The following is a 14,139-nucleotide window of genomic DNA, read 5'->3' as shown; positions in this document are numbered from 1 at the left end:
GACCGTTGCAGCGGTCCCCATTACCTCGACCACCGGGGCCTGATCGTCGCCAGAACCAGGTCCAGCGAAATCCGGGACAGCATATGACGCAGGCCACTATCGTTTGCGCCGTTCGAGGCTGGCCGAGGCCTCTCCGCAGAAGGGTGCTTTCCCATGGCTGTGACTTCGACTCTCCGTTCCCTCGCCCGCCACCGGGCCCGCACCATCGGCGCCGGGACCGCGGCTGTCATCCTGTCCGCGGCCGGCGTCGCCAGCGTTGTCGCTGCCACCGCTGGCCCAGCCGACGTCACCTACTACGCGTGCACCAAGAACGCAAAGGTGCAGGCCGGCAGCATCACCATCGGCACGGCTCCGACGTGCAACGCCGATGCCACCGTTACGCAGTGGAACGCGCAGGGCCCGAAGGGCGACACCGGGGCCATAGGTCCGCAGGGCGAGAAGGGCGACACCGGGGCCACCGGAGCCCAAGGCGAAAAGGGCGCCACCGGGGCCACCGGAGCCCAAGGCGAAAAGGGCGCCACCGGCGCGACCGGACCCCAAGGCGAAAAGGGCGCCACCGGACCCCAAGGCGAGAAGGGCGCCACCGGCGCGACCGGACCCCAAGGCGAGAAGGGCGCCACCGGCGCGACCGGCGCGACCGGGGCGACCGGCCCCCAGGGTCCTGCCGGCGATCCCTCGACGCTGTTTGGCACCAACACCCAATGGGGCGTCGAGGGCACCGGCACCGAGTGCACGCTGGGAGAGGTACTGCTCACCGCTGGAGCGGTCGCCAACGGCATTCCCGCCAAGGGGCAACTGCTGTCCATCGCCCAAAACACCGCACTGTTCTCGCTGCTGGGTACCACCCACGGTGGGGACGGACAGACCACCTTCGCCTTGCCCAACCTGACGGACGCGGCACCGAACGGGCTGACCTACTCCATCTGCGCGCAGGGCGTCTACCCCGCTCGTCGCTGACGCGCTCCAGGCTCCCCCACCCCCGCGGTTCGAGGTATCACGCGGCGGATTCCCGCCGCGTAATACCTCGAATCGGGTGGGGGCGGGCAACCTACAACCGCGCCAGCGCCGCCTGCGCCGCGCCGTACCCGCACAGGCCGTGCGCGCCCCCACCGGGCGGCGTCGCGGACGAGCACAGGTACACCCCGGGCACCCCGGTGGAGTACGGATCGAGCGCCACCCGCGGCCGGAACACCAACTGGAGCGCGGTGTTCGCGCCATTCGAGATGTCCCCGCCGATGAGATTCGCGTTCTCCCGCTCGAGCTGGGCCGTCGACCTCGTCGAGACCGCGACGATCCGCTCGCGGGTGCCCGGCGCGAACCGCTCGATCTGATCGAGAATCGCCGTCGTCGCATCGCCGGTGAAGCCGTGCGGCACATGCGCGTACGCGTCGATCGGCTGCACGTCACCGCGCGCCCGACTAGGGTCGGCCACCGCCTGCTGCCCCACGAGCACGAACGGCCGCGCCGGCATCTGCCCGCTCCACGAACTGCGCTCCGCCTCGGTGATCTCTTCGAGCGTGCCGCCGACATGCACGGTGCCGGAGCGTCGTGCCGGCTCGTAGGTCCACGGGATCCCGCCCTCGACCGCAAGCGAGACCTGGAAGGCACCCGGTCCGTGGCGGTAGCGCCGGTACGCGCGCGCCACGCGGGCCGGCAACCGATCACCGAGGATCGCCGTGGCGGCGCGTGGCGAGGTGTCGAGCAGCACCACGTCGGCGTCGGCCAGCGGGGCGTACGACTCGACCCGCACGCCCGTCTCGATCCGCCCACCCAGCGACGTCAGCAGCGCGATCATCGCCCGCGCGATCGCACCCGACCCGCCGACCGCAACCGGCCACCCGTACCGATGCGTCGCCGTGCCGAGCACCAACCCGGCCGCCGACGACATCGGCGACGTCAGCGGATGGAACGCGTGCGCGGCCACTCCGGCCCATAATCCCCGCGCCTGCGGAGTCTGCCACCACCGAGCCAGCGTCGTGGCGGGCAGCGTCGACGCGAGCCCATAACGCGCGAGAGTGACCGGATGCCGCGGCACATGCAGGACCGGCCGCAGGATGTCCGCGGCCAGCTCGTCGAACCGCCCCGCCAACGGGCCGAACAGCCGCCGATACGCGGCGCCGTCGACCCCCAAACCGGCCGCGGTCTCGTCGACCGAGCGCAACGCCGCTCCGCCCGTGCCGTCGTCGAGCGGATGCGCATACTGCACCGACGGCCACGCCCACTGCAGCCCGTGCTGCGTCAGATCGAACCGCCGCGCGAACGACGACCTGGTCGACAGCGGGTGGAACGCCGAGCACATGTCGTGGATCAGGCCCGGCACCGTGGCCTCGTGCGAGCGCAACCCCCCGCCGGGCGTCTCGGCGGCTTCGAGCACGGTCACGTCGAGCCCGGCGGCGGCCAACGTGATGGCCCCGGTCAGCCCGTTCGGGCCGCTGCCCACGACGATTGAGCGTGTCATGCCTCCATCGAACACCCCCTCCGCAGCTCCCCTCCCCGCCCCCCTCGCGGTTCGAGGTATTACGCGGCGGATTCCCGACGCCGAATACCTCGAACCAGCTGGGGGCGACGGGGGCGCGGGGCGTGGGCATTTCCACCCATCACCACCGCGCTCCGGATGCGCCGTTCGCCCGACGCGGCCAGGTCCCTCGCGTTCCTAGCGTCGTGGGTATGACCACCACACCACACACCGACCGGCCCACCAGCGACGTCGAGACCGTCATCATCGGCGCCGGCCAAGCCGGCCTCGCCACCAGCCACTTCTTGGCGGAGCGCGGTCATGAGACCGTGGTCCTCGACGCCGAGTCCCGCGTCGGCGACAACTGGCGCCGCCAGTGGGACTCACTGCGCCTCTACACCCCGGCGCAGTACGACGGCCTCCCCGGCCTGCCCTTCCCCGCAGCGAGATGGAGTTTCCCCGGCAAGGACGACGTCGGCGACTACCTCGAGCTGTACGCCCACGAGTTCGACCTGCCGGTCCGACTCAGCACCCGCGTCCAGCGTCTCTCGCGCGAGGGCGACCACACCGACGACCGCTTCGTCATCACCACCGACCGCGGCACGTTCCGCTCCAACAACGTCGTCGTCGCCACCGGCACGTTCGGGCGCACGCCCAACATCCCCGCCTGCGCCGCCGACCTCGACCCGTCGATCCTCCAGCTGCACTCCAGCGAGTACCGGCGGCCCGGCCAGTTGCGTGAAGGCCCCGTGCTCGTCGTCGGCGCCAGCCACTCCGGGGCGGACATCGCCTACGAGGTCGCCCAGACGCACCCGACCATCCTCGCCGGGCGGGACTGCGGGCAGATTCCGCCGCGCCTCGACGCTCCGATCATGCACGTGATGTTCCCGGTCATCCTCTTCGCGTGGCGACACGTCCTCAACCGCAACACCCCGATCGGCCGCAAGGAGATGGCCGACATCCGCTTCCACGGCGGGCCGGCGTTGCGGGTCAAGCGCGCCGACTTGGCGGAGCGCGGTGTCGAACGCGTGACCGCGCGCGTCGAGGAGGTCGTCGGGGGGCTGCCGGTCGTCGACGGTGCACCGCGCGAGGTCGGCACGGTCGTGTGGGCCACGGGCTTCCGCCAGGTGTTCGACTGGGTCGACCTGCCCGCCTTCGACGAGCGCGGCTGGCCACGGGAGATGCGCGGGGTCGCCGACGAGGTGCCCGGCCTGTTCTTCTGCGGGCTGAGTTTCCAGTTCTCGTTCGCCTCCATGCTCCTGCCCGGCGTCGGGCGTGACGCGGCGTTGGTGGCCGATCGGATTCTCGAACGCTCCGCGGGGCTACTCGTCGCCGCCTGACCGGTCGTACGATCGCAGGTGGAGGCTGCGATGGTCGAGGTCGATCTGCATGAGGCGCGCACCGCCTTCGCGCGTGGCGACTGGGTCGTCGCCCACGACATCTGGGCGGCGACGGAGTTGAGCACACTCACCTCCGAGGATCTCGATGACCTGGCCACCGTCGACGAACTGCTCGGCCGCCACGACGAGAACATCGCCGTGCTGCACCACCTGTTCAGGCGTCATGAGGACGCCGGGCGGCCTGGCGCGGCGATCCGCTGCGCTTTTCGGCTGGCGATGGCCAGCCGCGCGCACGGTCAGCGCGCGCTATCGGCCGGGTGGCGGGCTCGGGCCGAGGGGTTGCTCGACGAGGTTGGCGACGATTGCGCGGAGCGCGGTTGGGTCGCCCTGTTGCGGATGTTCAGCGCCCTGGGCACCGGGGCCGTCGATCAGGCCGCCTCCCATGCCGCGGTCGTCACCGACATGGGCCGCCGGCATCACGATCCCGACCTGACCGCGACCGGGTTGGTCGCGCAGGGGCGGGTGGCGCTGTACTCCGGCCGGGTCAGCGAGGGTTTGGCGTTGCTCGATCAGGCGATGGTGCGGGTGGTGTCCGGGGAGTTGCAGCCGATCACCGCCGGGCACGTGTTCTGCACCGCGATCGAGGGGTGTCAGGAGATCAGCGACCTCGGGCGGGTGGGTGAGTGGACCGCGGCGTTGGATCGGTGGTGCTCGGGCCAGCCGGGGTTGATGGCGTTCACGGGGCAGCGATCGGTGCACCGCGGTCAGGTGTTGCGCGTGCACGGCGACTGGGCGGGGGCACTGGCGGAGTTCGCGTTGGCCGCGCAGCGCTACGAGCGGGTGAACGCCCCCGGTGCCATGGGATTGGCGGCGGTGGAGGCCGGGGACGTCCATCGACTCCAGGGTGAGTTCGACGCCGCCGATGAGCAGTACCAGCGCGCCGCCGAGGTGGGCTACGACCCGCAGCCCGGGCTGGCGCTGCTGTGGTTGGCGCGCGGACAGGAGGCCGCGGCGCAGGCCGCGGTAGCCCGCCTGTTGGCCCAGCCCGGCGGGCCCGTGCAGCGCTGTCGCTTGTTGCCCGCGGCGATCGAGGTGCTGTTGGCCACCGGAGGTGCCGAGGCCGCTCGAACATGCGTCGATGAATTCTCCTCTCTGGCAGCGGTATTTGGATGCCTCATGTTGGAGGCGCGCGCAGCACAGCTCAGCGGGGCACTCGAAGTCGCCGCCGGGGATGCCGCCGGCGCGACGCCGTACCTGCGCAAGGCCACCCAGTTGTGGTCGCGCGTCGGTGACCCTTACCACCGCGCGCTCACGGGGGTGCTCATGGGCCGAGCCCTTGCTGCGCTGGGCGACACGACATCGTCGCGCCGCGAGTTCGAAGCCGCCCTGACGACGCTCCGTGAGCTTGGCGCACGACCCGCGGCGGCCGAGGTGGAGGCATTGCTCGAGCCCACCGCGCTCCCGGCTGGGCTGACCGAGCGTGAGGCGGAGGTGTTGCGCCTCGTCGCCAGTGGCCGCAGCAATGCACAGATCGCGTCCGACCTCGTGCTCAGCGAGAAGACCGTCGCGCGGCACCTGTCGAACATCTTCGTCAAGCTCAACGTCGGGTCCCGTACCGCGGCGACGGCGTTCGCGTTCGAGCATCACCTCGTCTGAGGGACGCCCTGAGCGCGGATCATCCGAGGCGGAGCGTCGCGAGCGTCTCGTAGCGCGGTCGGCGGCCCTTGCGCTCACCGAGGTGCGAGGCGATGACCTCGATCTGGTCGACCGTCCACGGGCTGCTCGTGAACGTGTCGAGGATCCGAAGCCACTTCGTCGCCTCGATCGGACGCCGCAGTCGGGCGATCGTCAGGTGTGGCACGAACCCCTTTCCGTCGGGCGTCGCGCCCACCGAGTTGGCCACGTTACGCGTGGTGGTGGCCAGAGCGGAGAGTCGTTCGGTCACCCCATCACCGGCCGGCCCGTTCGAGACGCCGAGCCACAGGACAGAGGCGCCGATCGCGTGCGGGAAGACGCCCCCGCCGGCCAGGCGCATCTCGAACGCCTGATGCGAGACGACGTGCATGGCGAGTTCATCGACCAACTCGTCCGTACGATGCTCCGGCACGTTGGCGAGGAAGGCCAGGGTCAGGTGCCACTGTTCGGGCGAGGTCCACGGCATACCCGGGCGCGGCTCGAGAAAGTCCGTCAGCTCGTCGACGACCTGCTCCGGAGGCCTGATGGCCACGAACATGCGCTGTCCCATGCGGTCATCCTCCTAACGCCCAGGGATCCACCAGATCGAGCCCCGAGCCATCGAAATCAGCGATGTTGCGGGTCGCCAAGGTCGAACCCGACACCAGGGCAATCGCCGCGATCAGAGCGTCCATCGTCGAAATTGGCCGCCCCGATTGCCGTCCCTTCGTGAGGATCACCGCGTAGGCATCGGCACATTCCGGCGTGAAAGGGAGACACGCCCCGACGCGACCGAACACCTGGATGGCCGCGGTCGTCAGATCCTGCCGACGCCGCCCTTGCGGCAACTGCCCCAGGCCCGCCAAGATTTCTGCTCGCGTGAGGACCGTCGTGGCCGGCTCCTCGGGCAGATTCCACACCCACGAGATGACGCGCGGGTCGGCGCGTGGCCCCTTCATCATCTCGGACACGACGTTGGTGTCCAGAAGGATCATTCGAAGGTCGCGGCCGGAGCCACGTCATCGCGCGCGGGCACAGCCAACTCGACGCCACCCGCATCTCGGGCCAGAACGATGAGTTCCTGTGCCCACGTGAGGTCCGCGCGCGCAGGCTGCCGCACCACCTCCTCCAGGATCGTTCGCGCCTCGGCCTCCATCGACCGCCCGTGTGCCGCGGCTCGCATGCGCAGCAGGTGCTTGGTGTCGTCGTCCAACTGCCTGATCGTGATGGTCGCCATCAACCCCACCTCCTTATGACATCAATGCTAGCAGTGATGTCATAAGGAGCAGAACCCCTGTGGACAACGACGCGCTCGGTCAGCTGCCGTTCGTCATGTCCACGACGACCCGGCCCTGAACGGTGCCGCGACGCAGTTCATCCAGGCCCTCGGGGATCCGCGCGAAGTCCCACGTCGTCACCTTCGGCGCGAGTCGGCCATCGGCCATGAAGTCGTAGACGCCCGCGAGGTCCTCCACGCCGCCGCCCATCGAGCCGATGAGGTCGACCTGCTTGATGATCAGCGGGTTGGAGTGGAACTCGAACACGATTGTGCCCATGCCCACCTGGACGACCTTGCCACCGTCGGCGACCACCTCGATGGCTCCGTTGGTCGTCGACCCGAAGCCGGCGAAGTCGATGATCGTGGTCAGACCCACGTCCGCGAGTTCGGTGATGTCCTTGACGCAGCGGGTCACGCCCAGGTCGAGCGCCATCGGCCACACGTCCTCCTTCGGTTCGGCGGCGTAGACCTCACATCCGCTCAATACCGCGATCCGCGCGCCGATCTGACCCAACCCACCGACGCCGATGATGCCGACCTTCTCGCCCGGCTTCACCTTCGCGCGCGTCACCACCGCGTGGTGGGCGACGTTGCCGGCATCCGTGCCCGAGGCCGCGGTGACGAAGTCCAGTCCGTCGGGAATCTTGACGACAGCATCGGCGATCGCCGTGGTCTTCTCCGCATAGGCCCCATCACGGAAGTACCCGGTGTTGTTCGGCGGCCCGGAGGGAACACCGACACGATCACCGATCTTGAGGTTCGTCACGCCCTCGCCGACAGCCGACACCACACCGGCGGGTTCGTGCCCCAACACGACCGGGTCGGCCGGGAAGTTCACCGCCCAGTTCGGGTCGTCGAGCGCGGAGACGTCGGAGTGACACAGACCGCTGGCCTTGATGTCGATGACGACCTCACCTGGCTGCGCCACCGGGTCGGAGACCTCCTGCAACTCGAGGGGCTTTCCTGCGCCGCTGAATACCCAGGCCTTCATGGGGTCTTCCTTTCGGTAGGTGCGGCCACCTTCGGGTCGGCCGCATGAGAGATCGGAGGGACGTGTGGGGCGTTGGGCGGATCGTCGCCTCTGAGCCAGCCCGGCAGCAGCCGTTGGATGGTGTCGGCGAGTTGATCCCGCCCGAGCGCAAGTCGACCCTGGACCCACAGCCCAATGAGCTCGATCGCGCCGGCCGCGAGGAAGGTCGATGCCGCCTGAAGTTCGCCGACCGTGAGGTCGGAATCCGCCAGATGACCGGTCGTGAGGTTCTCCTCGCTGAGGGTGCTCAGGATCCGCGCGCGATGTTCCGGGTGCACCGAGCCGGCCAATACCAGGCCATAGACGGAGCGGTGTGCGGCGGCGTGATCGATGATCCGCTCGATGCCACGTCGCACGCTCAGGTGTGGATCGGCGCCCGGCCGCAATCGTTCGGCCCGCTCCTGCACACCGATGGCCCGCAACTCCAGGCACACGAACTCGGCGAGCGCATCTCCGAGGCCGTCGAAGTGGGTGTAGAAGGTCGCCTTGGCCACGCCGGATTCGCGGATGAGCGCCGCAGCCGTGGGCGTGCCGGCAGAGACATCGAGCCGATCCAACGCATCGAAGATGGCGCGACGGGTCTGGCGGGCGCGCTCGTCCGCGGTGGCGGCGCGCTGGGCGCGCACTGCTGAGGCGGCGGGGTCGATGGCACTGGGGGTGGCCATGCGTCCATCATACGAAACCTCATGGACTGGTGTCCATGAGGGTGTGACAAGGCCGCCACCGCACCCCAGGCGTCCTTCCGTTGTCGGTGCCGCCCCCTACTGTCAATGGCATGGGGGAAATTCAGCGCATCGACGACGAACGGTCGGCCATCGCTCTGGCCGACCTGCTCAACGGCCACTCACGACGCCGGCCCGTTGCCGTGGTGACGATCCCGGCCGGGCAGACCGAGCCATGGATCGACGTCGACGACCTCGCGCGTCAGGCCGGCCGCTTGGCCGATGTGTATCTCATGCCGACGGGGGCGTTCACCTGGGAGTTCTCCCATCGAATGAGCGAGGGCACGCAGGTCTACGGCGGCGCAGGGCGGGTCTATCCGGTCGGCCATGAGTGGACGAGGGACCTGACGAAGTCACCGCTGCGCTTCGCCTTCAACGCCGCGGATGGCGAGCGCGCGACCCAGGACCTCATCTCCGACATGCTGCGCATGGCCGCGGCGGCCGGCCTCCTCACGACCAGTTCGCCCTCCGGTGGGCGCCGGATCAGGGGTCGAGTGGTCCAGACCGTCGCCGGTCGCGGCCTCGTCGACATCGGGTGCCCCCTGCCGGCCACGATCGCCGAAGAACTGACGCTCGATGACGTGCCGATCACGCGTCTGCTGCGCCCCGGTCAACGGATCACCGGCTGGCGCGACCCGGAGACCAACCGCATCGACGTCCGTGCGAGCCTGCGGCCGGCCAGCGAGGCACTCGCCGAGTACGCCGTGGGTCAGGTGGTGCTGGCCAGGGTGGCGATGGTCCGCAACGGCAAGGCTGAACTCGTCCTCTACCCGAAGACGAACACTCCGGCCGTGACCGTCGCCGTGCTGCGCGCCGATGTCACCACCAACCCGAACGACGACCTGCGCACCCTGATGACGGTCGGAGAGGTCGTCACGGCAAGAATCGCGGCCACCGGGCCGAAGTGGGCCCTGACCCTGCTCGACATCGACGACGACGAGCCGATCACGCCGGCGCCGGCGTTGCTGCCGGAGGGGCCGCCGTGGCTGATCGAGGATGTCGACGACCCCGACCTGACGATTTCCGGATCGTCGTCCGCACCAGCACTCCCGATGCCCACCTCGGTGTCCACGACCGCAGCGGACGTGGCGGCCCCAGCCGTCCCGGCACCACACGCTCCTCCGTCGGCGCCTCCGGTGGCGGCACCCCGACCGACTCCGGCCCTCCTCGATCCCTACCGGCCCACACCGGCCGCTGCCGGACGCGCGGCATCCACCCCGATCGCCGTGGCGCCACGCGTCGAGGCCCTCAGCCAGTCCACCCAGGAGCTGCTCCTGAAGATCGACGCGCTCCAAGCGGAGGTCAACCGTCTGACCTCGGCCCACGAGCAGTTGAAGAGCCAATTCCAGGCGGCTGCCGACGAGAACGCACAGCTGCACTACCTCCGCGACGGCGCCGAGCGCCGGGCGAACAAGGCCGAGCACGACCTCAAGCACGCCCGCGTTCGGCTCCGCAAGGCGGGCACCAGCAAGGCGGCCGCGTCGCCCTGCCCGGAACCCCGCTTCGCCGACCGTGAACTGGGTTTCCGCCACGCGGTGCTGACCGCGTGGGCCTCGCGGTTGCCCCCTGATGAGCAGGCCATTCGCCCGTTGCCCGAGTACGCCGTTGGCCCGCGGTTCCTCGGTTCCCTCGACGACCTTGAGGGCATCAAGCCGGACAAGGTGGCTGATGTCGCGTTCGAGGTCCTCACGGGCCTGGCCGCCGACATCCCGGGGCGTGAATTGCACCGGTTGCGCGCCGGAAACGGCGGCGGCGACCCGTACCTCGTGCGCGAGGACGGTGCCCAGGCCTTCCGGGTGAGCCTTCAGGTCAACACGCCCAGTGCGCGTCGCCTCCACTACTGGCAGCTGTCCAATGGGCAGATCGAGTTGTCGCGGGTCGTCCTCCACGACGACGTCCAGCCATGAAACGGCCCGGTTGCCTGCTGGTCCTCCTGGTGCTCGGGCTGCTCGGGTGGATCGGCAACGCGCAGTTCGGAGATGGCTCACCAGGCGCATCCATCGCCACCACGACTCCCACCGAGTCGACGTCCACCAGCGCACCGTCAGCGTCCAGCACACCGAAGGACTCGACGCCGCCGGCCGCGACGACTACCCCACGCACCACCACGTCCCCGACCCCGGCGACGCGCACCGTAGCGCCCAGCACGATCCAGACGCGCCCCGGCACCGCGCTCGCCCTGCTCAGCACGCTCACCGTCAAGGGCCGCGCGCCACTGACCGAATACAACCGCGACCTGTTCGGCCAGAACTGGGCCGACACCGACCGCAACGGCTGCGACCAACGCAACGACACGCTGCGCCGCGACCTGACGAAGATCACCCTCAAGGCCGGCACCCGCGGCTGTGTCGTCCTGCGCGGCACCCTGCGCGATCCCTACACCGGGCAGTCCATCACCTTCGCCCGCACCGGAAACCCCAACAGCCCCGTCGAGATCGACCACGTCGTCGCCCTCGCCGACGCGTGGGTCAAGGGCGCCTTCCGCTGGAGCGACGACACACGCAACCGGTTCGCCAACGACACCCTCAACCTCCAGGCCGTCAGTGCGGCGGTCAACTCCGCCAAGGGTGCCGGCGACGCGGCCACGTGGCTTCCCGCGAACAAGGCCTACCGGTGCGCCTACGTCGCCCGCCAGGTGGCGGTGAAGTCCCGATACGACATCTCCGTCACGCGGGCCGAACACGACGCCATCGCCCGCATCCTCCGCGATTGCCCCGACGAGGAACCGCCCACCGGGGCGGTCGCCAAGCTCGGCGGCTGGCCCGAGGCGAGCGCCGCCACCACGCCGCGGCCACCGACCACAACGCCCCCACCCAAACCCACCCAGGCCCAACCGCTCGTGCCCGCCGCACCGCTCTCCGGTGGTGAATGCCCGACCTCGGCGCCGATCAAGGGCAACGCGAACTCGATGATCTACCACCTGCCCGGCGGCGCCTTCTACTCCCGCACCAAGGCGGAGGAATGCTTCGCCACCGAGGAAGCCGCCGTCGCCGCCGGCTACCGCGCCTCCATGCGCTGACACCCCCCACACCGACTGATGGATCCGCGTGGCCTATATCGCCCTGGAAGCCACGCGGATCCATCACTCGGCGATGCGACCCGGGCGTAGCGTGGACAACGTGACACCGGTCATTGAGGCACGCGGCCTCGTCAAGACATTCGGCAGCACTCGCGCACTCGACGACGTGAATCTCAGCGTCGAACCGGGTGAGGTCCACGGATTCCTCGGCCCCAACGGGGCGGGCAAGACCACGACGATCCGGGTGTTGCTCGGCCTGCTGCGACCCGACGCCGGCACCGCGACGGTCCTCGGCGTTGACCCGTGGGCCAACACGGACGTGCGAGCGCGCATCGCCTACGTCCCCGGCGACGTCAACCTCTGGCCCAACCTGACCGGAGGGGAGGTCATCGACCTCATGGGGCACCTGCGCGGCGACGTCGACAAGGCCCGCAAGTCCGACCTGCTGAAGCGGTTCTCCCTCGACCCGACGAAGCGATGCCGCAGCTACTCCAAGGGCAACCGCCAGAAGGTCGCGCTCATCGCGGCACTCGCCTCGCGCGCCGAACTCCTCCTCCTCGACGAGCCGACCTCCGGGCTGGATCCGCTCATGGAGTCGACGTTCGAGGAGTACATCCACGAGCGCGGCGACGGCACGACGATCCTGCTGTCGAGCCACATCCTCAGCGAGGTCGAGGCGCTCAGCGACCGCATCAGCATCATCAAGTCCGGTCGAATCGTCCAGACGAGCACCCTCGACGAGATGCGCGCCCTGCACACCACGGCCGTGCGCGCGCAGGTGCGCCAACCCGTGCCGGAGCTGCGCACACTCACCGGCATCTCGGACCTCAAGACCGAGGACGGGCACGTCAGCTTCGCCGTCGACGCTGCCCACCTCGACGCCGCGATCGCCCTGCTCAGCCGCGCCGGGCTCGTCTCGCTGGTCAGCGAACCGCCCAGCCTCGAGCAGCTCTTCCTCGACACGTACGAGACGCCGTCACAGGCGACATCGTGAACACGCTGCGGGGCACGGGGGCGCTGATGCGCCTGGCGCTGCGGCGCGACCGGGTGTTCCTCCCGATCGTGCTGCTCATCATCTGGGTCATGACGTACTACTCCGCCGTCGCAGTCAAGGACCTCTACACGACTCCGGAGGCCCTGATCCTCGCCAACGAGGAGGCCAACGCCTCGACCGGTGTCGTAGCGATGTACGGCCACATCGTCGACACGTCCTCGGTCGGTGGCGTGGCCGCGAACAAGCTCGCGATGATCGACTTCCTCATCCTCGCGTTCCTCGTCATCGCCGTCGTGCGCCGGCACACACGGGCGGAGGAGGAGTCGGGCCGGTTCGAGTTGCTCGGCTCCACCCCGGTCGGTCGGTTGGCTCCACTGGCCGCAGCCGTCTCGCTGGGCGTGCTGGTGTCATTGGCGTCCGGACTGGTCAGCGCGCCGCTCGCGATCGCCGGTGGGTGGCCGAGCACGGGGTCGTTCGCCCTGGGTCTGGCGATGGTCGGTGTCGGCGTCTCGTTCACGGTCATCACCGCGGTGGCCATGCAGGTGTCGGCGAACACGCGCACGTGCAGCGCCTGGGCGTACGGGGCGCTCGGTGCGGCGTTCGTGCTGCGGATGGTCGGCGACGTCTCGTGGGGTCACCCGTGGGCGGCGCTGTCGTGGTTGTCGTCGCTGGGCTGGGGTCAGCTCGTGCGGCCCTTCGACGGGGATCGTTTCTGGGTGCTGCTCGTGCCGGTCGTGTTCGCCGTCGCCGGCCTATGGGTGGCCGTGGCCCTGCAGCAGCGCCGCGATCTCGGAGCCGGGCTCATGTCGGACCGGCCGGGCCCCGCCGAGGGCGCGATCAAGACTCCGTTCGCGTTGGCGTGGCGCCTGACCCGCGGTTCGGTCATCGGGTGGTTCGTGACCTATCTCGTCCTCGGAGTGCTCATGGGGTCGATCATCGGCTCGGTGGGCGGCCTCATGAGCGGGGGTGCGGAGGACCTGCTGCGCCGGATGGGCGGCGTCGGCACGATGGACCAGATCTACCTGACGATGGTCATGGCGCTGGCGGGCATGGGCGCGGCGGCGTTCGGGGTGTCGTGCGTGATGCACCTGCGCGCCGATGAGACGACCGGGCAGTTGGAGTACGTGCTGAGCACGCCGGTGCGTCGGGTGACGTTGCCGGCGACGTACCTGATCATCGCGCTTGTCGGGAGCGTCGTACTGATGGCAGTGCTCGGCGCGGCCGCGGCCGGGCTGCACGCCAGGTCGGCGTCGAGCATGGGGTTCTGGCACGAGGCGACGGCGGGGCTCGTCATGCTGCCGGCCGCCTGGGTGATGACCGCCGTGGCGCTGCTCGTCGTCGGGTGGCTGCCGAAGTGGGACTGGCTCGGCTGGGCCACGCTCGCCTTCGTCATCCTCGTCGGCGAGATGGGCGACCTCATCGGCCTGCCTGGGTGGGTACGCGACATCTCGCCGTTCGCCCACCTGCCGAAGTTGCCGGTCGAGGCGATGGACTGGACGCCGGTGCTTATCGAGACCGCGCTGGCGATCGTGTTCATCCTCGTGGCCGTGCTGGGCTTCCGCCGCCGCGACATCCCCGTTGCCTGACCCTCACCCCCACGCCGAGTGATGCGCGCAACCCCCTCGC

At 69.8% G+C, this 14,139-nt stretch carries 13 protein-coding genes; 7 read left to right on the top strand and 6 right to left on the bottom strand.

All coding sequences use genetic code 11. The annotated features are described in order from the left end of the window. Nucleotides 1-153: 153 nt before the first annotated feature. Nucleotides 154-957, top strand: a complete 804-nt coding sequence (locus KD1_RS17525) for a tail fiber protein (RefSeq protein WP_083542422.1) — start codon at nucleotides 154-156, stop codon at nucleotides 955-957. A gap of 91 nt (nucleotides 958-1,048) precedes the next feature. Here KD1_RS17525 and KD1_RS11960 read toward each other — a convergent pair whose 3' ends face one another. Continuing rightward, nucleotides 1,049-2,458, bottom strand: a complete 1,410-nt coding sequence (locus tag KD1_RS11960) for a phytoene desaturase family protein (protein ID WP_068402204.1) — start codon at nucleotides 2,456-2,458, stop codon at nucleotides 1,049-1,051. A gap of 209 nt (nucleotides 2,459-2,667) precedes the next feature. Between KD1_RS11960 and KD1_RS11955 the strand changes: the two genes are divergently transcribed. Continuing rightward, complete coding sequence (locus KD1_RS11955; RefSeq protein ID WP_068402202.1) at nucleotides 2,668-3,795, top strand: flavin-containing monooxygenase; 1,128 nt, start codon at nucleotides 2,668-2,670, stop codon at nucleotides 3,793-3,795. A gap of 30 nt (nucleotides 3,796-3,825) precedes the next feature. Beyond that, nucleotides 3,826-5,451: a helix-turn-helix transcriptional regulator gene (locus KD1_RS11950; RefSeq protein WP_068402199.1), complete on the top strand. Its 1,626-nt coding sequence runs from the start codon at nucleotides 3,826-3,828 to the stop codon at nucleotides 5,449-5,451. A 19-nt stretch (nucleotides 5,452-5,470) separates the two neighbouring features. Here KD1_RS11950 and thpR read toward each other — a convergent pair whose 3' ends face one another. The 5 genes from thpR to KD1_RS11925 form a co-directional block, all read right to left on the bottom strand. Next, entirely contained in the window at nucleotides 5,471-6,040 is a 570-nt protein-coding gene (gene thpR, locus KD1_RS11945; RefSeq protein WP_068402197.1) for an RNA 2',3'-cyclic phosphodiesterase, read from the bottom strand. 4 nt (nucleotides 6,041-6,044) lie between these two features. Continuing rightward, on the bottom strand, nucleotides 6,045-6,464 hold the full coding sequence (locus KD1_RS11940) for a type II toxin-antitoxin system VapC family toxin (protein ID WP_068402195.1): 420 nt from the start codon (nucleotides 6,462-6,464) through the stop codon (nucleotides 6,045-6,047). Next, complete coding sequence (locus KD1_RS11935) at nucleotides 6,461-6,706, bottom strand: FitA-like ribbon-helix-helix domain-containing protein (protein ID WP_068402193.1); 246 nt, start codon at nucleotides 6,704-6,706, stop codon at nucleotides 6,461-6,463. The genes KD1_RS11940 and KD1_RS11935 overlap by 4 nt, the downstream gene beginning before the upstream one ends. A 79-nt stretch (nucleotides 6,707-6,785) precedes the next feature. Beyond that, a complete protein-coding gene (locus KD1_RS11930) occupies nucleotides 6,786-7,739 on the bottom strand; it encodes a zinc-binding dehydrogenase (protein WP_068402192.1) in 954 nt (317 codons plus the stop codon). Further along, nucleotides 7,736-8,443 carry a TetR/AcrR family transcriptional regulator gene (locus tag KD1_RS11925; protein WP_068402190.1) on the bottom strand — a complete coding sequence of 236 codons (708 nt, stop codon included), beginning with the start codon at nucleotides 8,441-8,443 and terminating at the stop codon, nucleotides 7,736-7,738. The genes KD1_RS11930 and KD1_RS11925 overlap by 4 nt, the downstream gene beginning before the upstream one ends. Nucleotides 8,444-8,553: 110 nt before the next feature. Between KD1_RS11925 and KD1_RS11920 the strand changes: the two genes are divergently transcribed. The 4 genes from KD1_RS11920 (at nucleotide 8,554) to KD1_RS11905 (ending at nucleotide 14,099) form a co-directional block, all read left to right on the top strand. After that, nucleotides 8,554-10,407: a hypothetical protein gene (locus KD1_RS11920; protein WP_068402188.1), complete on the top strand. Its 1,854-nt coding sequence runs from the start codon at nucleotides 8,554-8,556 to the stop codon at nucleotides 10,405-10,407. Continuing rightward, a complete protein-coding gene (locus KD1_RS11915; RefSeq protein ID WP_068402186.1) occupies nucleotides 10,404-11,519 on the top strand; it encodes an HNH endonuclease family protein in 1,116 nt (371 codons plus the stop codon). The genes KD1_RS11920 and KD1_RS11915 overlap by 4 nt, the downstream gene beginning before the upstream one ends. A gap of 100 nt (nucleotides 11,520-11,619) precedes the next feature. Continuing rightward, nucleotides 11,620-12,513: an ABC transporter ATP-binding protein gene (locus KD1_RS11910; protein ID WP_245627388.1), complete on the top strand. Its 894-nt coding sequence runs from the start codon at nucleotides 11,620-11,622 to the stop codon at nucleotides 12,511-12,513. Next, nucleotides 12,510-14,099: an ABC transporter permease gene (locus KD1_RS11905; RefSeq protein WP_068402184.1), complete on the top strand. Its 1,590-nt coding sequence runs from the start codon at nucleotides 12,510-12,512 to the stop codon at nucleotides 14,097-14,099. The genes KD1_RS11910 and KD1_RS11905 overlap by 4 nt, the downstream gene beginning before the upstream one ends. Nucleotides 14,100-14,139 lie beyond the last annotated feature (40 nt).

Source organism: Kribbia dieselivorans NBRC 106261, from assembly GCF_001552435.1.
Lineage (GTDB): Bacteria > Actinomycetota > Actinomycetes > Actinomycetales > Dermatophilaceae > Kribbia > Kribbia dieselivorans.
This window is presented reverse-complemented; position numbering and strand designations above follow the sequence as displayed.